The sequence below is a fragment of the Micromonospora coxensis genome, from assembly GCF_900090295.1.
GTDB lineage: Bacteria > Actinomycetota > Actinomycetes > Mycobacteriales > Micromonosporaceae > Micromonospora > Micromonospora coxensis.
This window is the reverse complement of the sequence record NZ_LT607753.1, coordinates 3,893,430-3,913,651: the sequence shown is the minus strand read 5'-3', so window position 1 is coordinate 3,913,651 and position 20,222 is coordinate 3,893,430. Positions and strand designations below refer to the sequence as shown.

The 20,222-nt window shown below is 75.0% G+C and carries 17 protein-coding genes; 7 read left to right on the top strand and 10 right to left on the bottom strand.

What is annotated here, in order from left to right; all coding sequences use genetic code 11:
• Positions 1–366 (bottom strand): hypothetical protein, encoded by a 366-nt coding sequence (locus GA0070614_RS17840; RefSeq protein WP_088977030.1) that lies wholly within the window; start codon positions 364–366, stop codon positions 1–3.
• Positions 363–3,620: an SseB family protein gene (locus tag GA0070614_RS17835; RefSeq protein WP_231933315.1), complete on the bottom strand. Its 3,258-nt coding sequence runs from the start codon at positions 3,618–3,620 to the stop codon at positions 363–365. The genes GA0070614_RS17840 and GA0070614_RS17835 overlap by 4 nt, the downstream gene beginning before the upstream one ends.
• A 154-nt stretch (positions 3,621–3,774) precedes the next feature.
• Here GA0070614_RS17835 and mycP point away from each other — a divergent pair, with 154 nt between their 5' ends.
• Complete coding sequence (mycP, locus tag GA0070614_RS17830; RefSeq protein WP_088977029.1) at positions 3,775–5,022, top strand: type VII secretion-associated serine protease mycosin; 1,248 nt, start codon at positions 3,775–3,777, stop codon at positions 5,020–5,022.
• A gap of 218 nt (positions 5,023–5,240) precedes the next feature.
• Here mycP and GA0070614_RS17825 read toward each other — a convergent pair whose 3' ends face one another.
• Together GA0070614_RS17825 and GA0070614_RS17820 are read right to left on the bottom strand one after the other, a co-directional pair.
• Positions 5,241–5,534: a WXG100 family type VII secretion target gene (locus GA0070614_RS17825; protein WP_088977028.1), complete on the bottom strand. Its 294-nt coding sequence runs from the start codon at positions 5,532–5,534 to the stop codon at positions 5,241–5,243.
• 24 nt (positions 5,535–5,558) lie between these two features.
• Positions 5,559–5,876: a WXG100 family type VII secretion target gene (locus tag GA0070614_RS17820; RefSeq protein ID WP_088977027.1), complete on the bottom strand. Its 318-nt coding sequence runs from the start codon at positions 5,874–5,876 to the stop codon at positions 5,559–5,561.
• A 291-nt stretch (positions 5,877–6,167) separates the two neighbouring features.
• Between GA0070614_RS17820 and eccE the strand changes: the two genes are divergently transcribed.
• The 4 genes from eccE to rarD all read left to right on the top strand — a co-directional run bounded on the left by eccE (position 6,168) and on the right by rarD (position 9,977).
• A complete protein-coding gene (gene eccE, locus GA0070614_RS17815) occupies positions 6,168–7,991 on the top strand; it encodes a type VII secretion protein EccE (protein ID WP_172892457.1) in 1,824 nt (607 codons plus the stop codon).
• A 55-nt stretch (positions 7,992–8,046) separates the two neighbouring features.
• Positions 8,047–8,433 (top strand): phage holin family protein, encoded by a 387-nt coding sequence (locus GA0070614_RS17810; RefSeq protein ID WP_088977026.1) that lies wholly within the window; start codon positions 8,047–8,049, stop codon positions 8,431–8,433.
• A gap of 135 nt (positions 8,434–8,568) precedes the next feature.
• Positions 8,569–9,060 carry a GNAT family N-acetyltransferase gene (locus GA0070614_RS17805; protein ID WP_088977025.1) on the top strand — a complete coding sequence of 164 codons (492 nt, stop codon included), beginning with the start codon at positions 8,569–8,571 and terminating at the stop codon, positions 9,058–9,060.
• Positions 9,057–9,977: an EamA family transporter RarD gene (rarD, locus tag GA0070614_RS17800; RefSeq protein WP_088977024.1), complete on the top strand. Its 921-nt coding sequence runs from the start codon at positions 9,057–9,059 to the stop codon at positions 9,975–9,977. The genes GA0070614_RS17805 and rarD overlap by 4 nt, the downstream gene beginning before the upstream one ends.
• A gap of 34 nt (positions 9,978–10,011) precedes the next feature.
• On the opposite strand, the gene GA0070614_RS17795 is transcribed toward rarD, so the two are convergent.
• Both GA0070614_RS17795 and GA0070614_RS17790 read right to left on the bottom strand, forming a co-directional pair.
• Positions 10,012–10,716, bottom strand: a complete 705-nt coding sequence (locus GA0070614_RS17795; RefSeq protein WP_088977023.1) for an anti-sigma factor family protein — start codon at positions 10,714–10,716, stop codon at positions 10,012–10,014.
• Positions 10,713–11,207 carry a sigma-70 family RNA polymerase sigma factor gene (locus GA0070614_RS17790; protein ID WP_088959261.1) on the bottom strand — a complete coding sequence of 165 codons (495 nt, stop codon included), beginning with the start codon at positions 11,205–11,207 and terminating at the stop codon, positions 10,713–10,715. Before GA0070614_RS17790 ends, GA0070614_RS17795 begins: the two co-directional genes overlap by 4 nt.
• A 231-nt stretch (positions 11,208–11,438) precedes the next feature.
• On the opposite strand from GA0070614_RS17790, the gene GA0070614_RS17785 reads away from it, so the two are divergent.
• Entirely contained in the window at positions 11,439–13,568 is a 2,130-nt protein-coding gene (locus tag GA0070614_RS17785) for a PhoX family protein (RefSeq protein WP_088977021.1), read from the top strand.
• Between the two features lie 165 nt (positions 13,569–13,733).
• On the opposite strand, the gene GA0070614_RS17780 is transcribed toward GA0070614_RS17785, so the two are convergent.
• Positions 13,734–14,516 carry an IclR family transcriptional regulator gene (locus tag GA0070614_RS17780; RefSeq protein ID WP_088977020.1) on the bottom strand — a complete coding sequence of 261 codons (783 nt, stop codon included), beginning with the start codon at positions 14,514–14,516 and terminating at the stop codon, positions 13,734–13,736.
• 156 nt (positions 14,517–14,672) lie between these two features.
• Here GA0070614_RS17780 and GA0070614_RS17775 point away from each other — a divergent pair, with 156 nt between their 5' ends.
• Positions 14,673–15,857 (top strand): MFS transporter, encoded by a 1,185-nt coding sequence (locus GA0070614_RS17775; protein WP_088977019.1) that lies wholly within the window; start codon positions 14,673–14,675, stop codon positions 15,855–15,857.
• 66 nt (positions 15,858–15,923) lie between these two features.
• Here GA0070614_RS17775 and GA0070614_RS17770 read toward each other — a convergent pair whose 3' ends face one another.
• The 3 genes from GA0070614_RS17770 to GA0070614_RS17760 all read right to left on the bottom strand — a co-directional run bounded on the left by GA0070614_RS17770 (position 15,924) and on the right by GA0070614_RS17760 (position 20,182).
• Complete coding sequence (locus GA0070614_RS17770; RefSeq protein ID WP_088977018.1) at positions 15,924–17,009, bottom strand: polyprenyl synthetase family protein; 1,086 nt, start codon at positions 17,007–17,009, stop codon at positions 15,924–15,926.
• 90 nt (positions 17,010–17,099) lie between these two features.
• A complete protein-coding gene (gene nuoN / locus GA0070614_RS17765) occupies positions 17,100–18,653 on the bottom strand; it encodes an NADH-quinone oxidoreductase subunit NuoN (RefSeq protein WP_088977017.1) in 1,554 nt (517 codons plus the stop codon).
• Positions 18,650–20,182: an NADH-quinone oxidoreductase subunit M gene (locus GA0070614_RS17760; RefSeq protein WP_088977016.1), complete on the bottom strand. Its 1,533-nt coding sequence runs from the start codon at positions 20,180–20,182 to the stop codon at positions 18,650–18,652. Before GA0070614_RS17760 ends, nuoN begins: the two co-directional genes overlap by 4 nt.
• Positions 20,183–20,222: the final 40 nt, after the last annotated feature.

The following is a 20,222-nucleotide window of genomic DNA, read 5'->3' as shown; positions in this document are numbered from 1 at the left end:
TCAGACCCGCTGCTCGCGTAGATCGGCCACCTCGGCGGCGGGGGCCCAGCCCTGGTAGACGCCGAAGTCGAAGACCTCCAGGCCCATCGCCTTCGCCACCGGCCAGCGACCACCGGTGTACTCCACCCGCAGCCAGCCGTCGTGCTCGCCGAGGACGATGAACGGCTGACCCTGCCAGGTGCAGGTGGTCCGCACGTACGCCAGCTCCTCCACCTCGGTGGCCGGCAGGACCCGCACGTACCGGCCGGGGCGTACCTCCTCGAAGCCCTCACCGGGCTCGGGCTGGTAGATCCGGACGTCGTCGCCGTCGGGGCTGGCCTGGTACTCGCGCCCGCGCCAGCGGGCGACGTAACCGTCGCGCGTCACGGCTCACCCACCTGTCGCCACACCAGCGTGTCGGTGTCGAGGATGGCGATCACCCGCTCGCTGCCGTCCGCGCCGAGGCGCCAGAGCTGCGCGCCGTGCGGCAACCGGGCGCTGTCCACCTTGAACTCGGCCACCACGTCGCTGCTCTCGCCCGGCGCGAACCCGTTGCCCCGGAACGGCGCGCGCTCGATGACCCACCCCTCCATCGCCCGCATGGCGGCCTCGTTCTGCCCCCCGTACGGGATGCGGTAGAGGCTCGGCCGGTACGCCGGCCAGCGCAGCACGTAGATCGTCTCGGCGTCCCGGGCGAAGGGGGAGTCCGGGTAGCCGAGGCCGAGCGCGTCGTGCAGCTGGGCCGGGGTGGTCAGGTGGGCCAGCTCGTTGGCCCGGTGCACGAAGCCGGACACCCGGTCGTAGCCACGCTCCAGGTAGTACGCGAGCTGGCTCGGGGCGATCGCCTTCTGCATCACCACGGGCTTGGTGGGGTCGTTGGCCGTCGGGACGTACCGGGGGGTATCGGCCGGCGCCGGCTCGGTCGCCGCCTCCGGCTCGGCGTCGTCGCCGAGCCCCATCTCGGCCGCCCAGTTGGCCAACGCGACGATCTGCTCACCCGGCAGCTTCGCCCCGACCGGTGTGCCCGGGTTGACCGCGAACGACCACTGCTCGTCCGGCCAGCGCCGGATCAGCTGCACGAACCGGACCTCGACCGTCTCCACGGCCGCGTCGGCGTGATCGGCCAGCCGCTCCGGCGAGGTGTGCACCACCACGTAGCGCTCCCCGTCCAGTTCCTCGGTACGCCAGACGAAGCCGGGGTCGCCGGGGCGACTGCCGGGGGCCGAGTCCGGGGCGACGGGCAGCAGCACCCGGGCCAGCAGCAGGGTCGACAGGAAGGTGTCGGTGCTGCCGACGCCCGCGGCGTCCAGCAACTCCTCCTCGACCTCGTTCGCCGGCAGGAACCCCGGGTCGGCGGGCGGTGGGAGGACGGCGGGCTCCGGTGCGGCTCGCACCGCCTCCCCGGCGCCGCCGTCCACCGGGTACACCTCGTCCAGCGGGTACGCCTCACCCACGGGTGAGGTCACCGGCGGGTGGAGGTCGTTCGGAACGGGAGCGGCGGGGGTCGGCTCGGGTGCGGGGCTCACCACCGTCGCCGGGTCGGCCGGCGTCGCCGATTCGGCAGCGGAGGTCACCGGCGCGGCGCCACCGTCCGCCGAGGCCACCGCCGACCGGTCGGCGAAGAGCGACACGGTCGGCTCGGCCGGGTCCGGCGGGGCGAGCGGCACCGTCGGGTCGGCGCGGTCGGGCGAGGCGAGCGGCACCGTCGACTCCGCCCGGTCCTGCGCACCGAACGACACCGTCGGGTCGGCCCGGTCGGGCGAGGCGAGCGGCACCGTCGGATCGGCGCGGTCCACCGCCCCGGGCCGGTCGGCGAAGAGCGACACGGTCGGGTCGGCCGGGTCCGGCGAGGCGAGCGGCACCGTCGACTCCGCCCGGTCCTGCGCACCGAACGACACCGTCGGCTCGGCCCGGTCGGGCGAGGCGAGCGGCACCGTCGGCTCGGCACGGTCGACCGAACCGAGCGACATGGTCGGTTCGGCGCGGTCCACGGACCGGTCGGCGAAGAGCGAGTCGAGGGGTTCGGTGGGGCCCTCCGCGTCCGGCGCGGCCGGGCGCTGCGGCGGGACCGCCCCGGCGGCCGGCGAGATCGGCCGGGTCGGTTCGCCGGAGGCGGGGACGACCGGCACGGTCGGCTCCTCGGCCTCGGGGCCGTACGGGGCGGTGAGCGGGCCACCCGGGGTGCCGTGCGGGGGTGCGTCGGAGCCGGCCGGGGGCTCGTCCCGACCGGTGTCGACCGGCGGCGCGGCGGGCCGGGGCGCGGGCGCCGGCGCGGGCTCGTCGGAGACGGGCAGGTCGCGGGACTCGATGACGGTGCCCTCGATGACGATGGGCGAGAAGCCCCGGCGCGGCGCGGGCGGCGCGGAGACCGGTTCGGCGTACGACACGGGCGTCTGCTGCGCCACCTCCTCCACCGGGGTCGGCGCGGGCACCGGGCGCGGAGCCGGGTCGGTCAGCGGCTGGGTGGGCTCCTCGGCCGGTGTCGGCGCGGGCGTCGGCCGGCGTCGTGGCAGGGCCTCGGTGGCCTCGGCGCCGGGTGCCCGGAAGGCCTGGGTGGGCGCCTCCGCCGGCCGTTCGGGCCGCGAGCCGTTCGTCCCCGGCCCGGGGACCGGGGGCGTCCTCGCCTGGTCGGTGTCCATCCGGAACGCGCGGGTCGGGTCGTCGCCCGGCTGGCCGGCCGGACGGCGGCGGGGGAACGGCTGGCCGCCGAGTCCGGGCCGCAGTGGCGGGGCGGCCCGTTCGCCCGAGCGCAGCGGATTGTCGCGGAACGCCCGCGCCGCCGCGCTCCGGCCGGAGGCCGGCTCGAAGAAGGAACTGTGCCCGTTGGGCGGGCCCTCGTCCCCGGTGGACCGGGCGCCCGCGCCCTCGGCGAGCAGACGACGCCGCGGTGGGATCGGCCAGGCGGGGCCCGGCCGGCCCGCACCGCCGTCACGCGGGTCGGGCCGGGGGCCGGGCTCGCCGTTCGCCGGGTCCCCGGCATCGGCCGGTACGGCCTCCGGGCGGGTCGCGGGGGCGGGGACGGTCGGTTGCCCACCGGGCGTACGCGCCGGGGCGGCACCGGGGCCGTGGGCGGCCCGCGCCGGGTGCGGGACCTGGCCGGTGGCCGGCCGGGCGGGCGGAGCGTCGGGAACACCGCCGATCGCCGCAGGCGGCTGCGGCTGGCCCCAGGCATCCGCGGGACCGGCGCCCGGCTGCTCGGCGGCGAGCGACTCCACCCGCTCCAGCCGGGCGCGGGCGCCCATGGTGCGGCCGGGCAGCCGCACGTCGCCCCGGGAAAGCTGCGAGACGAACCAGGCCGGGAGGTAGCCCTCGACCGGCAGGCCCGGGTTGACCGCCAGCCACCACTCGTGGTGGGGCCAGGCGGCGGCGAGGTCGGCGTACGGGCTGCGCCGGCTGGGACCGGCGTCGGCGCCGAGACAGGCGCGCATCGCGGCGGGCGAGGTGAAGGCGAGCACGTGGGTCCGGCCGCCGGTGGTCCAGGTGCCCCAGCCCATCGGCGCCTCGCCGGCCAGCGCCTGCGCGGAGACCGGGAGGAACAGGTCGGTGCCGGCCAGGATGCGGAAGTAGAGTTGCTGGTCGTCGGCGCGCAGCGCGTCCCGCATCGCCGCCTCGACCTCGGTAGCCGGCTCCCAGTCGGTCACGGCCACCTCTCCTCCCGCTAACAGGCCATAGGCATCGCGTACAACCTACAAGGTACGAACAAGATCACAATGGGTTGGACCGGCGGCGGGCCGCCGCCGCGACCTCGGGGCGATAACATCCCGTTCCGGAGTCGACACGATACGGAGGCGGTCGATGTACCGGCCCAGCACGCGACCGGCCGTCGCGGTCCTGGCCGCAGCCCTGCTGACCGGGCTCCCGGCCGTCGCCGTGTCGTCGGTCACCCCGGCCCGCGCCGCCGTGCCGGGGTCCGTGACGGCCCGCGCGCCCGCGCCCGGGTGCACCGCCCCGCTCGCCCCGGCCCGCGCCGTCGCCGCCCCGCCCTGGACCCAGCAGCGGTACGCCCCGGACCGCCTCGCGCCCCTGGCCACCGGCGCCGGGGTCACCGTCGCGGTGATCGACTCCGGGGTGGACCCGCGGCACCCGCAACTGCGGGGTCAGGTGCTCGCCGGGGCGGACTTCCTCGACCCGGGCGGTGACGGCGGGCGCGACTGCGCCGGTCACGGGACCGGGGTGGCCAGCATCATCGCGGCGGCCCCCGGCGACGGCGTCGCCTTCCAGGGGCTCGCGCCCCGGGCCCGCATCCTGCCGGTACGGGTCAGCGAGCAGCAGGTCGTCGAGGGACGCGAGTCGGGGCGGACGGTCAGCGCGACGGAGTTCGCCCGGGCCATCCGGTGGGCCGTGGACCACGACGCCGACGTGCTGAACCTCTCCGTGGTGCTGTACGCGGACGACCCGGCCGTCCGCGCGGCGGTCGGCTACGCGGTACGCCGGGACGTGGTGGTGGTGGCCGCCGCCGGCAACCTGCACGACAGCGGTGACCCCCGCCCGTACCCGGCCGCCTACGAGGGCGTGCTCGGGGTGGGGGCGATCGGCGCCGACGGCCTGCGGGCGGACTTCTCCCAGACCGGTCCGTACGTCGACCTGGTCGCGCCCGGCAGTGACGTGCTGATGGCCGCGCCGGGGCAGGGACACCACCGGGCGGAGGGCACCAGCTACGCGGCACCCTTCGTGGCGGCCACGGCGGCGCTGATCCGGCAGTACCGGCCCGATCTGACCGCCGCGCAGGTGGCGGAGCGGATCGTGAGCACCGCCGACCCGGCGCCCGGCGACCGCGGCGGGTACGGCGCCGGGGTGCTCAACCCGTACCGGGCGGTCGCCGACACCGGCTCCGGGCCGGTGGCGTACCGCCCGCCGGCCACCCTGCCGGCGGACCGCCCGGACCCGGCGCTGCTCGCCCGGTCGGACCGGCGGGCTGCGGCCCGGGACCGGGCGCTGCTGGTCGCCGGGGTCACCGGCGCGGCGGTGGCGGCGGCGGTCCTGCTGGCGCTGGTGCTGCCGCGCGGCGTGCGGCGCGGTTGGCGCCCGGCCGGCCCGGCCTGACCGGGAACCCTGACCCACAGCCCGGCCTACCGGGTCCGGGTCTGCCAGGACACCGTCGTCGAGCACCTGCTGGTCCGACGCACGGGCTCGGCCGTCCGGAGCCGCACGGCTCAGCACGGCCGGCCGGCCGCAGCCACGGTGGGCGCGGCGCGGGCGGGGCCGGGAACGACGGCGGCGGCGCGCCGACGGGATGGTCGGGCGCCGCCGCGCGGCCGGTCTCACTGGAACAGGCCGACGTTCCGCTTCTCGGTGTTGAGGTAGTCGCCGGCGGAGTCGTCCACCGCGAGCTTGATGTCCCGCAGCATCGCCTGGAGGTCCTGCGAGGCGGAGCGCCACCGCGCCTGCCGCTGCTCGTACGCCTGCTGCGCCTCGCCGGCCCAGCTCGCCACCAACGGGGCGGCGTCCCGTTCGAGCTGGCCGAGCTGCGAGTCGAGCGTGTTCAACGCCTTCTGGATGTCCGCGCTGGCCTGTTGCAGCGCGGCGAAGTTGACGACCAGCACACCGTTGTCCATCGGATGTCCTCCCCCTCGGTGCGGTTACAGCGGCAACTGGATGCCGCGGTGGGTGCCGGCGACCCGGCCGGCGGCCTCGGTGTCCGAGGCGTCGTACTGCTGGCCGGCGGTGCGGATCGCCGACGCGGTCTCCCGCAACGCCCGCTGCAACGCCGCCTGGTCCTGCGACCACTGCTGCTTGACCTGCTCGAACGAACGCCCACCGGCGCCCCGCCAGGCCTGCTGCAACACCTCCAACTCGGCCAGCAGGCCACTGAGCATGCTCTGCAGGGACTGGTCCACCTGCTCGAACTTCGCGGCGGTCTGCTGCATCACCGCGGCTTCTGCCTGGGTCTGGGACACCCGGACGTCACCTCGTCTCCTCGATCGTGGCCGGCCGTCGACACGTCCAGGGTGGACGTTGCGCCGGACGGGTGGCCCCGGCGCGCACGGTCAGCCGAACTCGTCGCTGACGGTAGCGGCCCGATCGCCGTCGTGCTACCCCCTCGCCCTCCCCTGTGGACAACCGGCGGACCGGCGGCCCCTTACCATGGGTCACGCCGCCGTCGCGGTGCGGTCGCGGGAACGGCGCGACCCCGTCGCGGCCGGCGCACCGGAGCCGAGCGGCCCCACACGTCGAGCGGAGGAGACGCGGTGACGGCGAGCACGACCGGACGGCAGGTGGGGGCGGTCCACCGCCAGCCGCTGCCGCCGCAGTGGCTGACGGCCGCCCGCCCGTCGACCGCCGTCCGCGCCGGCCAGGTGGTGGCCGCCCAGGTCGCGGTGGCGCTGGTCGTCGCGGCCACCGGCCGGGGCGCCGCGACGACCGGGCTCGCCCTGCTCGCCGCCGGCGCGCTGCTCGCCACGGCCTGGGTGCGCTGGCGTGGCCGGTGGCTCTTCGAGTGGCTGGGCACCGCCCTGGGCTACGTCACCCGGCGGCGCGCGCTCGCCCCGACCGCCGGCCCGGACGCCCTGCTGGACCTGGTGCTCCCGGGCGCCGCGGTGCGCGCCGCCGAACTGTCCGGCGAACCGGCCGCCGTCGTCGACGACGCGACCGGGCTGACCGCCCTGCTCGAACTGGGCGACCCGGGCGACCTGCTCGGCGACGGTCGGCGTCCACTGCCCGCGCCCGCCACCCTGCTCCCACCGGCGGCGCCCGACCACCCGCCGGTGCGGGTCCAGCTCCTCCTGCACGCCGCCCCGGCGCCCGCGCCCGGCGCGGCGGGCGGCACGGCCGGCACGTCGTATCGGCAGTTGACCGAGGGACGGCTGCCGGGCCAGGAGCGGGCCCTGCTGGCGGTGCGGGTGCTGCGGGTGGACGGCTGGTCGGACGAGGAGCTGCGCCGCGCCCTCTCCGGCACCGTACGCCGGATCCTGCGCCGGCTCGGGCCGGCCGGCGGGCGTCCGCTCGGTGAGCACGCCGCGCTGCGCGTACTCGGGGAGCTGGCCCACCACGACGGCGCGCGGGCGACCCGGGAGACCTGGCCGGCGGTCTGCTCCGGCGACCTGCTCCAGGCCGGCTTCCGGCTGACCCGCTGGCCCGACCCCCGGACCGACCTGGGCCGGCGGCTGGTGTCCCGGCTGCTGGCGCTGCCGGCGACCGCGACCAGCGTCGCGCTCTGCGCGGGTCCGCGTGCCGGCGCCGATCCGGTCCCGGCGCCGGCCGAGCTGACGGTACGGCTGACCGCCTGGACGCCCGACGAGCTGGCGCTGGCCGCGCAGGCGCTGCACCGGCTCGTCTCCGACGCCGGCGGTGAGGTGCGCCGGCTCGACGGCGAGCAGCTCGGCGCGCTGGCCGTCACCCTGCCGCTCGCGGTGGCCGGCGGCCCGGTCCCGCCCGGCCCGGAGCCGGAGCCGTTGGAGCTGTCGATCGGCGGCGGGGGCCTGATGGTGGGCGCGAACCGGCACGGCGGGGCGGTGACCGTGCGGCTGTTCCGCGCCGAGGGCACCCGGTTGGTCCTCGTCGGCGGGGTACGCGCGGCGCAACTGCTGGTGCTGCGGGCGATGGCGCTGGGCGCGCGGGTGGCGGTGCAGACCGGCCGCCCCCGGGTGTGGGAGCCGTTCGTGCGCGGTGTGGGCAGCACCGGGGGCGGGGTGGCGGTGCTGCCACCGGGCCGTCCGGTGGGCGGCGCGCCCGGCTCCCCGTTGTGCCCGCTGCTGCTGGTGGTCGACGCCGGCGCGGCGCCGGTCGAGCCGACGCCGGGCCCGGCCTGGCGGGCCACCCTGGTGGTACGCGACGAGTTGACCGCGTCCGACGTGGACGTGCTGGGCCGGGCCGACCTGGCGGTGCTGCAACCGTTGGACGCGCAGGAGGCGGCGCTGGCCGGCACCGCGCTGGGGCTGGGCGGCTCGGCGGAGTGGCTGACCCGGATCCGGGACGACATGGTGGCGGTGGTGAACCGGCGGGCGCTGCGCTGGGCGCTGCTCTCCCCCACCCCGATCGAGTCGCAGCTGATCGGCCGGCCCGCGCGGCGCTGATTCCGGGTCCGCCGGAGGGTTCCCCGGGTGGATCTCCCGTGGCACGATCCCGGCCATGGGTTTTCTGAAGGGCCTGCTGATCCGGCTGGGTGCCACGGCCGTCGCGTTCTGGTTGGCGACGCTGCTCATCCCCGGCATCACCCTGGACTCCGACTCGGCGGTGGAGACGGTCACCACGCTGCTGCTGGTCGCCGTGATCTTCGGCGTGGTCAACGCCGTGCTCCAGCCGATCATCAAGACCGTCGGCTGCGGGCTGTACCTGCTGACCCTCGGGTTGATCGCACTGGTGGTCAACGGACTGCTGTTCCTGCTGACGAGTTGGATCGCCGACCAGGCCGGGTTGCCCTTCCACGTGGAGAGCTTCTGGCCGGAGGCGGTGCTCGGCGCGCTCTTCGTCGGCATCGTGACCTGGATCCTCGGGGCGGTCCTCGACCGCGACTGAGCCACCGGCCGCGTTGCGGCCCGCCGCGACCGGTGGCGGGCCGCATCCGGGCGCCCTGCCATCGGCCACGACCGACGGCCAGATGGCGGGAATTGGTCGGCGCGGGTGGGAGTCGGTCGGGCTAGCGTCGCGGGGGTGTTCACCCTGACCCGCGACGACGGCTACCTGCTCAGCACCGACCCGGACCGGCTCGACCTGGACCGGGTGCACCACTGGCTCTCCACCGACGCGTACTGGGCGCTGGGGCGCAGCCGGGAGACCGTCGCCCGCGCCTTCGCCGGCTCGATCCCGTACGCCGTGCACCGGGTGCCCGACGGCGGGCAGGTGGCGGTGGCCCGGGTGGTCACCGACGGGGCCACCTTCGCCTGGCTCTGCGACGTCTACGTCGCCCGGGAGGAGCGGGGGCGCGGGCTGGGCACCTGGCTGGCCACGGCCGTCCGGGACCATCTGGCCTCCCTCGGCGTGCACCGGATCCTGCTGGCGACCCTCGACGCGCACGGGGTGTACGCCGGGGTGGGCTTCACCCCGGTCACGCCGGAGCGCTGGATGGAGCTGGACCGGCGGCCGGTGACTCCGCTCACCGGAAAGGAGCCGATCGGCTCACCGGCCCTTACGGTGGAGCGGTGAACCCGACCCGCCTCGGCTACCTCTACGGCTTCGGCGCCTACCTGATCTGGGGTTTCTTCCCGGTCTACCTCAAGCTGCTGCGCCCGGCCGGCGCGCTGGAGATCCTGGCGCACCGGATCGTCTGGTCGGTGGTCTTCGTCGCGCTGGTGCTGGCCGCGATGCGCAACATCGGCTTCCTGCGCGCGCTGGCCCGCCGCCCCCGTACCCTCGCCGGGATCGGCGCGGCGGCGGTGCTGATCGGGCTCAACTGGGGCACCTACATCTACGGGGTGAACTCCGACCGGGTGGTGGAGACCGCCCTCGGCTACTTCATCAACCCGCTGGTCGTGGTGCTGCTCGGCGTCTTCGTGCTCCGCGAGCGGCTGCGCCCGGCGCAGTGGGCGGCGCTCGGCGTCGGCGCGCTGGCCGTCGCCGTGCTCACCGTCGACTACGGCCGGCTGCCGTACCTGGCGCTCACCCTGGCCTTCAGCTTCGCCGGCTACGGGTTGGTCAAGAAGCGGCTCGGGCTGCCCGCCGCGGAGGGACTCTTCGTCGAGTCGGCGGTGCTGGCGCTGCCCGCCCTGGCGTACCTGGGGTGGCTCGCGTCCCGGGGCGCGGCCACCTTCGGGCAGGTGTCGGCCGGGCACACCGCGCTGCTGGTGCTGGCCGGGGCGGCCACCGCCGTCCCGCTGATGCTCTTCGCCGGCGCGGCCAACCGGCTGCCCCTGTCCGGGCTCGGCATGTTGCAGTACCTCGCCCCGATCCTCCAGCTCGGCTGTGGAGTGCTGATCTTCGACGAGCCGATGCCGCCGGCCCGGCTGGCCGGCTTCACCCTGGTCTGGGTGGCGTTGGTGATCTTCACGGTGGACGCGCTGCACCGGGGTCGGCGCACCCGGGCCGCCGCCCGCGCCCTCGCGCCGGTCGCCGCCACCCGGTGAGCGCCGACCGGACCGGCCGGGGCCGGGACACCGGTCAGCGCACGTCGTAGCCGAGGACCGGGGTGCCGTCGGCGCGGATCAGCTCCAGCCGGACCAGCTCCGCGTCGGTGAACCGGGTCGCGCCGGTGAGGCGTACGTCGTCCCCGGGGCCGGCCAGCCACGAGGCGATCTGCTCCGTCGCGTCGTCCGGCCCGTACGCCACCAGCCGGAAGGTGTACGCCTTGCCGTAGCCGGCGGTCGCGTCGTACCCGCACCGCATGGTGACCTCGGTGCCCCACTCGGTCCCGGTCAGCCCGATCTCGGCGTGCACCGCGGGCGTCTTCGCCGACACCGGCTGCATGGCGACCATCCGGACCGCCTGCACGGTCGGCGCGGGCGCGGGGTCGGCCGGGCGCAGTGCGGTCGCCCCGCCGAAGCCCACCACCAGGGCGAACGCGGCGGCGACCAGGGCGGTCAGGGCGTACCGTCGGCGGGTGCGCGACCGGTCGCGGCGACGGCGGTCCCGGGCGGCGGCGAGCAGGTCGGGCACCCGGGTGGCCTCCGGCGGCGCGGGCAGGAACTCGTCCAGCGCGGCCGGGTCGAGCCGGCCCAGCAACCCGGGGAGCACGGCGATCTCGGCGACCGCCTCCCGGCAGGCCGCGCAGCCGCCGAGGTGGCGCTCGTACGCGGCCCGGTCGGCCGGGGCGAGGGCGCCCAGCACGTACGCGCCGTCGTCGTGCGCGAACTCGCAGCGGGTCATCCGGTCACCCCCATCTCGGCCAGGACCAACCGTAGTGAGCGCAGCGCGTAGTGGGTGCGCGACTTGACCGTCCCCGGCGGCACGCCCAGCCGGGCAGCCGCCTCGGCCACCGATCGGCCCTGGTAGAAGCACTCGACCAGCACCTCCCGATGGGTCGGGCTGAGCCGGTTCAGCGCCTCGGCCACGGTCCACGCCTCCACCGCGCGCTCCGCTTCGTCGACCGCCTCCGGCGGCTCGGGCAGGTCATCGGTGAACACCTCGCCGACCCGGGTGGACCGGCGCCGCCAGGCGTCGATCGCCAGGTTCCGGGCGGTGGTGAACAGCCAGGCGCGCACCGATCCGCGTCGCGGGTCGAGCGACTCGGGATGGCGCCAGGCCCGCAGCAGGGTCTCCTGCACCAGGTCCTCCGCCCGCGTCCGATCGCCGTTGACCAGCCGGAGCGCGTGCGCGTACAGCGCCTCCGCGTGCTCGTCGTGCAGGGCGCGCAGCAGTTGGGCGTCGTGGTCGCTGATGGTGATCCCCTCGCTCTCCGCGGCGAGTCGGGCCGGATGGGTGTTCGCCCGTGGATACGCGCGGTGACCCGGATCGGTTCACCGTGTCAGCTGTTCACACCTCGTTCATCCTCAATCCGAGGGCCGCTCACCGCGTCCTGGCAGCGTCCGGCCGGTACGCACGTCGATCAGCGATCCGCGTGCCACCGAACCGCTTCCAGGAGGCACCCCATGAGCGACCGACCCCGGCTGCTCCCGTTGCTGGGCACCACCACCCGCCACGGCAGCCGTGATGCGATGACCTGTCTGTACCGGTGCGGCAACGCCTGCGACCACCCGGTCCCCAACACCTCCGACAACGCGTACTTCGGCGACGTGGTCTCCGCCGAGGTCAGCCGGCGCGGTGTGGTCCGGGCCGGCGCGGTCGGCGCGCTGGTGCTCGGCTTCGGCGGCGCGGCGGCCGGCGCGCTGGCCGGCGCGGCCCCGGCCGCCGCCGCGCCCGCCGCCCCGGTGCCGCCGGAGGCGGCCGGCTTCGGCCGGCCACGGCCGGGCGCCGGCAGCGGCGCGCTGACCTTCAGGCCGATCCCGCCGAACCAGCTCGACACCCTGGTCGTCCCCAACGGGTACGACCACGCGGTGGTCATCCGCTGGGGCGACCCGGTCGTCCCCGGCGCGCCGGCGTTCGACCTGCGCGGGCAGACCGCCGCCGCGCAGTCGAAGCAGTTCGGCTACAACAACGACTTCGTCGGGGTGCTGCCGCTGGACCGGGGCGGCCGGCGGGCGCTGCTCGTGGTCAACCACGAGTACACCAACGAGGACCTGATGTTCCCCGGCTTCACCACGATGGACGCGCTCACCGTGGAGCAGCTGCGGGTGGCCATGGCCGCGCACGGCATGTCCGTGGTGGAGCTGGAGCGGGTCGACGGCACCGGGCAGTGGCGTCCGGTAGCCAACGGCCGACGGCCGTACAACCGGCGGGTGACCGCGCTGGCCACGAAGTTCGAGCTGACCGGCCCGGCCGCCGGCTCGGCCTGGCTGCGTACGGCCGCCGACCCGAAGGGCCGTACCGTCGTCGGCACGCTGAACAACTGCGCCGGCGGGGTCACCCCGTGGGGCACCGTGCTCTCCGGTGAGGAGAACTTCAACCAGTACTTCGTCGGCGGCGACGCCGCGCCGGAGGAGCTGAAGCCGAAGCTGGCCCGGTACGGCATCACCACCACCGCGCGGTACCCGGGCGGCAGCCGGAAGTGGGAGCGGGCCGACGAGCGCTTCGACCTGGCGAAGCACCCCAACGAGGCGCACCGGTTCGGCTGGATCGTGGAGATCGACCCGTACGACCCGGAGAGCCGGCCGCGCAAGCACACCGCGCTGGGCCGGTTCAAGCACGAGGGCGCCAACGTCATCGTGGCGCGCAACGGGCACGTGGTCGCGTACATGGGCGACGACGAGCGCTTCGACTACCTGTACAAGTTCGTCTCCGACAAGAAGTTCCTGCCGGGCGACTCGTGGGTGGCGCGCAGGCACAACCTGACCCTGCTGGAGTCGGGCACCCTCTACGTGGCGAAGATCGAGCAGACCAGCGCCGCCGAGATCGACGGCTCCGGCAAGCTCCCGGCCGACGGGGCGTTCGACGGCCGGGGCCGCTGGATCAAGCTGGTCAGCGGCAACCGCTCGTACGTCGACGGAATGACCGCCGCCGACGTGCTGACCTTCACCCGGCTCGCCGGCGACAAGGTCGGCGCGACCAAGATGGACCGGCCGGAGGACGTCGAGCCGAGCCTGCTCACCGGCAAGGTGTACGTGGCGCTGACCAACAACACCGACCGCGGCAAGCCCGGGAAGGCCCCGGCGGACGAGGCCAACCCGCGCAACCTCAACAAGCACGGGCAGGTCCTGGAACTGGTGGAGGACCGGGGCGACAACACGGCGGAGACCTTCGCCTGGTCGTTGCCGATCGTCGCCGGCGACCCCACCGACCCGTCGACCTACTTCGCCGGGTACGACAAGACCAAGGTCTCGCCGATCTCCTGCCCGGACAACGTCGCCTTCGACGCCACCGGCAACCTCTGGATCTCCACCGACGGCAACGCGCTGGGCAGCAACGACGGCCTCTTCGCCACCGCCGTCGAAGGGCCGGAGCGCGGCCACCTCAAGCAGTTCCTCACCGTGCCGCTCGGCGCGGAGGCCTGCGGTCCGTTCATCACCGGCGACAGCCGCTCGGTCTTCGTGGCGGTGCAGCACCCCGGCGAGGTCACCGGGGCGACGGTGGACAACCCGGTGTCGACCTGGCCGGACGGCGACTACGCCAAGCCGGGCGTGGTGGTCACCTGGCGCCTGGACGGCGGCCCGATCGGCAGCTGACGTTCCCCCCGGTGGTCCGGCGCTGGACCACCGGCCGAAGGGCCCCGCTCTCCGCCAGGGACGGGGCCCTTTCGGCGTCCACACCCGCGCCCGCTGCCCACCGGCGGCGTCCGTTCCGCCTGGGCGGGCAGCGCCACGGCGACCGGCACGAGCAGCCGGCCCTGGTCAGCTCTCCGTGGCGATGCCGTCGGCGACGGACCGGGCGACCGTCAGCAGCTTGGCCCGGACCACCCGGGCGGAGGTCATCATCTCGCTGGCCGGCAGCGCGCAGGCCAGCACCACCCGACGCTCGATGTCCTTGTCCGGGGTCACCAGCACCGCCGCGCAGGCCACCCCCTGCCGGAACTGCCCCAGCTCCAGCTGCATGCCGCGTCGGTCCCCGGCGGCCAGGTCCGCCTCGAACGCCTCGGCGGTGGTCAGGGTGGCCGCGGTGAACGGGCGCATGCCGTACTCGCGCAGGTAGCGGAAGCGCTGCTCGGCGGTGAGGGTGGCGAGCAGGCTCTTGCCGAGGGCGGTCGCGTGCGCCCCCTCGTCGAAGCCGGGGACCAGGTCCTCCAGGTACGGCGAGCGCGGCCCCTCGGCGACCGCCGTGACGGCCACCTGGCCGCCCACGAAGCGGCCGAGGTAGTGGCTCCAGCCGGTGTCGGCGGCGGCCCGGCGCAGTGTCTCACCGACCGCGGGCGGGCCCCGGAACGCGGTCACCAGTTCGCGGTACCGGTCGGCCACCTCCAGCCCCACGATGTACGTGCCGTCCTCCCGGCGGATCACGTAGCCCTCGTACGCCAGGGTCCGGACCAGGTGGTACGTGGTGGCGACGGTCAACTCGCACCGCCGGGCGATCTGCTTGACGGTCAGGCCCTTCGGGGCACGACCGACCGACTCGAGCACGCGTAGCGCGCGGGAGACGCTCCGGATCAGGTCCGAAGGCTCCGCCAGGGGGTCGCGCACAACCACCTCCGCAGCCGGGGACTTACACCATATGAAAAACCGGCCCGGGACGGAACGCCCGTTCGGGTCGAGGATGGCAGATCAGCCCGCACGTGGCGTGTATCGCTCCGACACGCCGGGTCGTCGTGAGACGGGCTCACGTAGGTTGACGGAACCATGACCGGAACCGCCCTCGACCCGTCGCCGAGCCCGCCCGCGGTGCGCCCGCTGCGCGCCGTGTCCGGAGCCGTCGCCACCACCATCGCCTCCGTGCTGCCGGTCTTCCTGGTCGGCGGCCTCGCCGTACAGATGGGGGACGACCTCGGCTTCTCCCCCGCCGGGCTGGGGCTGGCCGTCTCGGTGTACTTCGGTGTCAGCGCCCTGGCGTCGGTCCCCTCCGGCCGCCTCGTCGAGCGGTACGGCGCGGCCGTGGTCGGCCGCGCCGGCATCCTGCTGGCCGCCGGCTGCCTGCTCGCCATCGCGGTGCTCGCCCGCTCGTACCCGACGCTGCTGGTCCTGCTGGGGTTGAGCGCCGCCGCCAACGCGCTCGGCCAGCTCGCCAGCAACGCCGCGCTGGCCCGGCACGTGCCGGCCCGCCGGCAGGGCCTCTCCTTCGGGGTGAAGCAGGCGGCGATCCCGGCCTCCACGCTGCTCGCCGGCGCGGCCGTACCCACCATCGCGCTCACCGCCGGCTGGCGCTGGGCGTTCGCGGCGGCCGCCGTCGCCGCCCTGGCCGCCCTGCCCGCCGTACCCCCGGCGCAGGCCCGACCGGCGGCACGGGCCGCCGGGACGCGCGGCGGCCGGGCCACCGCGGCCCTGGTGGTCGTCGGGGTGGCCGCGACGCTCGCCGCGGCGGCGGCGAACGCCCTGGGCACCTTCCTGGTCGACTCCGCGGCGGCCCGGGGCCTCGCGCCCGGCCTGGCCGGGCTCACCCTCACCCTGGGCAGCGCGGTCTGCGTGACCGCCCGGGTCGCCGGGGGCTGGCTGGCCGACCGGCGGGCCGAGGGGCACGTCTCGGTGATCGCCGGGATGCTGGTGGTCGGGGCCGTGGGGCTGGGCCTGCTCGCGATGACCGGCGCGGTGCCGCTGGTGGCGGGCGTGGTGCTCGGCTTCGGACTGGGCTGGGCCTGGCCGGGGCTGATGAACTTCGCCGTGGTGAAGCTGCACCCGCAGGCGCCCGCCGCCGCCACCTCGATCACCCAGACCGGGGTGTACGCGGGCGGCTGCCTCGGTCCGCTGGGCCTCGGCGCCACCGCCGCCGCCGTCGGTTACCCGGTGATGTGGCTGACCGCCGCCGTGGCGATGCTGGCCGCCGCCGCGCTCATGCTGCTCGGCAGCCGGATGCTCACCGCGCAGGGCTGACCCGGTCCGGCGCGGCCCGGCGGGTCCGCGCGGGGGCGGCGGTGACCGAGGGGCTCGGGACGCCGGTCAGCTGGTGCGGTCGGCGATGTGGTCGCAGAGGGATTCCAGGGCGCGGCGGGCCGGGCCCTGCGGCAGCGGGGCGAGCTGCGCCCGGGCGTCCTCGGCGTAGCTGCGGACGGTCTCCCGGGCCCGCTTCAGCGCCGGGCTCTCCCGGAGCAGGCCGAGGGCCTCGGCGTGCAGCGCGTCGTCGACCAGCGGACCGGTCGCCAGGATCTCGCGCAGCCGCACCGAGGCCGCGTCGGAGTCGTCCGACGCCCGGGCGTAGAGCACCGGCAGGGTCGGTACGCCCTCGCGCAGGTCGGTGCCGGGCGTCTTGCCCGACTGCACCGACTCGCTGGCGATGTCGAGCAGGTCGTCGGAGAGCTGGAACGCCACCCCGATCGTCTCGCCGTACCCGGCGAGGGCCTCGGTGTGCGCGGCGCTCGCACCGCCGAACATGCCGCCGAAGCGGGCCGAGGTGGCGATCAGCGAGCCGGTCTTCTCGGCGATCACGTTGAGGTAGTGCGCGACCGGGTCCTCGCCGGCCCGGGGGCCGACGGTCTCGGCGATCTGGCCGTGGACCAGGCGGGCGAAGGTGCGCGCCTGGAGACGGACCGCCTCCGGGCCGAGGTCGGCGGCGATGTCCGCGGCCCGGGCGAAGAGGTAGTCGCCGACCAGGATGGCCACCGAGTTCGTCCAGCGGGAGTTGGCGCTCGGCGCGCCCCGCCGCACGGCCGCCTCGTCCATCACGTCGTCGTGGTAGAGCGTCGCCAGGTGGGTGAGCTCCATCACCACCGCCGCCGGGACGACCTGCGCGGCGCCCGGGTCACCGAACTGGGCGCCCAGCGCCACCAGCATCGGCCGGAACCGCTTGCCGCCGGCCTCCACCAGGTGCCGCGCGGCCTCGGTGACGAACGGGTCGGCGCTGGCCACGCTGGCCCGCAGGTCGGCCTCGACGGAGTCGAGCAGACCCAGCACGGAGGCCTCGACGCGCGGATCGGCGAGGTAGACGCCGAGCGCGCCGATCTGACTCGTGCCCGCCCGGCTCCGACGACCGCCGGAGCCGACGACGCCTGAACCCTCGCCAGCCGGAATCACCACGCCATCAACCATGCCACACCCGTTCGACCTGCTCCGGGGCGGGGATACAGGCGCGGGGCCGGTGCGCCGACGCGCACCGGCCCCGCGTCCGGAAAGAGTGGATCATCTGACGAACGCCGCGGCGTCCGTCGCCAGGTCGAGCAGCGGGGCCGGGACCACGCCGAGGACCAGGGTGGCCACCACGCCGATCATCAGCGCGGTGGCGGTCAGGCCACCCGGCACGGTGACCGTCGGGGTGCTCTCGCCCGGCTCGGAGAGCCACATCATCACCACGACCCGCAGGTACGGGAAGGCCAGCACCATGCTGGTCAGCACGCCCGCCACCACCAGCCAGGCGTGGCCGGCCTCCAGCGCCGGGCCGAAGACCGCGAACTTGCTGGTGAAGCCACTGGTCAGCGGGATGCCGGCGAAGGCCAGCAGGATGAAGGTGAAGATGCCGGCGTAGAACGGCGAGCGGCGGCCCAGCCCGGCCCAGCGGGACAGGTGGGTGGCCTCCCCGTCCGCGTCGCGCACCAGGGTCACCACGGCGAACGCGGCCAGCACCGAGAAGCCGTACGCGGCCAGGTAGAACATCGTGCCGGAGATGCCCGCGCCGCTCGGGGCGAGCACACCGACCAGCAGGTAGCCGGCGTTGGCGATCGAGGAGTACGCCAGCAGCCGCTTGATGTCGGTCTGGGTGACCGCCAGCACCGCGCCGACCAGCATGGTGAGCACCGCCACCGCGCCGAGGACCGGGGTGAAGTCCCAGGCCGCGTCGGCGAACGCCACGTGGAAGACCCGCAGCAGGGCGCCGAAGGCGGCGACCTTGGTGCAGGCCGCCATGAAGCTGGTGACCGGCGTCGGGGCGCCCTGGTAGACGTCCGGCGTCCACACGTGGAACGGCGCCGCGGCGGCCTTGAAGAGCAGGCCGATGGCGAGCAGCGCCATGCCGGCGAAGAGCAGCACCTCACTGGCCGGCGACTCCTTGACGGCGGCGTGCACGGTGGCGAAGTCGACACCGGCTGCCCGGCCCGGGATCCCGGCGGTGAAGCCGTAGACCAGCGCCACACCGAACAGGAAGAACGCCGAGGCGTACGCGCCGAGCAGGAAGTACTTCATCGCCGCCTCCTGGCTCAGCAGCCGCCGGCGACGGGCCAGCGCGCAGAGCAGGTAGAGCGGCAGGGAGAAGACCTCCAGCGCGATGAACATGGTCAGCAGGTCGTTCGCCGCCACGAAGATCAGCATGCCGCCGATGGCGAAGGTGGTCAGCGGGTACACCTCGGTGGCCCCGTTGGTCCCCTCGGCCTGCCGCCGGTCGTCGGCCGACTCGGCGGTGACCGCGGCCTGGGCGACGAACGCCCCGCCCCGCTCCACCGAACGCTCACCGATCAGCAGCAGCGACATCGCGGCGAGCACCAGGATCGCGCCCTGGAGGAAGAGCGCCGGACCGTCGATGGCGATCGCCCCGCCGATGGTGATCAGCCGGTCGCCCGCGTTGAGCACCACCATCACCAGCGCGGCCAGCACCGCCGCCAGGGCGAGCGACAGCTGCGCCAGGTGCCGGTTGCGGCGCGGCACGAAGGCCTCCACCAGCACGCCGAGCAGGGCGGCGCCCAGCATGATCAGGATCGGAGCGAGCGCCGCGTAGTCGATCGACGGCAGTTTCAGCTCGGTCACTTCGCAGCCTCCTGGACGCTGCCGACCTCAGGGGCGGGATCGGTCTTGCCGACGTCCTGCATGGTCGCCTGGACGGCGGGGTTGATGACATCGGTGACCGGCTTCGGGTAGAAGCCGAGCAGCACGATCAGGGCGATCAGCGGGGCGACCACGACCTTCTCGCGCAGGCTGAGGTCCCGGCGCATGGGCTCGATCTCGGTCAGCTCCGGGTTGAGCGTGCCCTGCGTGGTCCGCTGGATCATCCACAGCACGTACGCGGCGGCCAGGATGATGCCGAGCGTGGCGATCACCGCGACCGGCTTGTTCACCGTGAAGGTGCCGATGAGCACCAGGAACTCGGAGACGAAGGGCGCGGTGCCGGGCAGCGCCAGCGAGGCCAGACCGGCGAAGAAGAGCACGCCGGCCAGGAGCGGCACCAGCTTGCCCGCGCCGCCGAAGTCCTTGATCAGCGCCGAGCCGCGGCGGGCGATCAGCATGCCCACGACCAGGAAGAGCAGGCCGGTGGCGAGCCCGTGGTTGAGCATGTAGAGCACCGCGCCGGTGCCGGCCTGGGTGGTGAAGGCGAAGATGCCGACCCCGATGAAGCCGAAGTGCGCGATCGAGGTGTACGACACCAGCCGCTTCAGGTCGGACTGGCCGACCGCGAGCAGCGCCGCGTAGATGATGCCGATCAGGCCCAACGCCAGCGCCCACGGGGCGAACCACTTCGACGCCTCGGGGAACAGCGGCAGGCAGTACCGCAGGATGCCGAAGGTGCCGACCTTGTCCAGCACGCCGACCAGCAGCGCGGCGGCGCCCGCCGGGGCGGCGCCACCGGCGTCCGGCAGCCAGGTGTGGAACGGGAAGAACGGCGCCTTGATGGCGAAGGCGAGGAAGAAGCCGAGGAACAGCCAACGCTCGGTGCCGGTGGAGATGTCCACCTGGGTCAGCGTCTGCCAGTCGAAGGTCTTCCCGCCGACCACCCAGAGGCCGATCACCGCGGCGAGCATGAACAGACCGCCGACGAGCGAGTAGAGGAAGAACTTCACCGCCGCGTACTGCCGCTGGTGGCCGCCGTAGCTGCCGATCAGGAAGTACATCGGCACCAGCATGACCTCGAAGAACACGTAGAACAGGAAGACGTCGGCGGCGGCGAAGACGCCGATCATCGTGCTCTCGAGGATGAGCAGCAGGGCGAAGTAGACCGGCACGGACCGCTTCGACGACTCGGCGTCGTGCCAGGACGCCAGGATCACCAGCGGCACCAGCACCGCGATCAGCATCAGCATGACCAGCGCGATGCCGTCGGCGGCGAAGGTGAAGTTGACGCCCCAGGTCGGGATCCACGGGTACGACTCACGGAACTGGAGCCGGTCGCCGTCGACCTGGAACGAGACCCACATGACCACGGAGAGCACCAGCACCAGCAGCGACCACGCGAAGGCCACCTGCTTGGCCAGCTCGGGCCGCCGCCGTGGCAGGAAGGCCACGACCAGGGCGCCGACCAGCGGCGCCACGGTGAGCACCGAGAGGAACGGGAAGTCGGACATTATGCGGCCTTACCTCCGTCGTCACTGCGCGGTCCGCCGG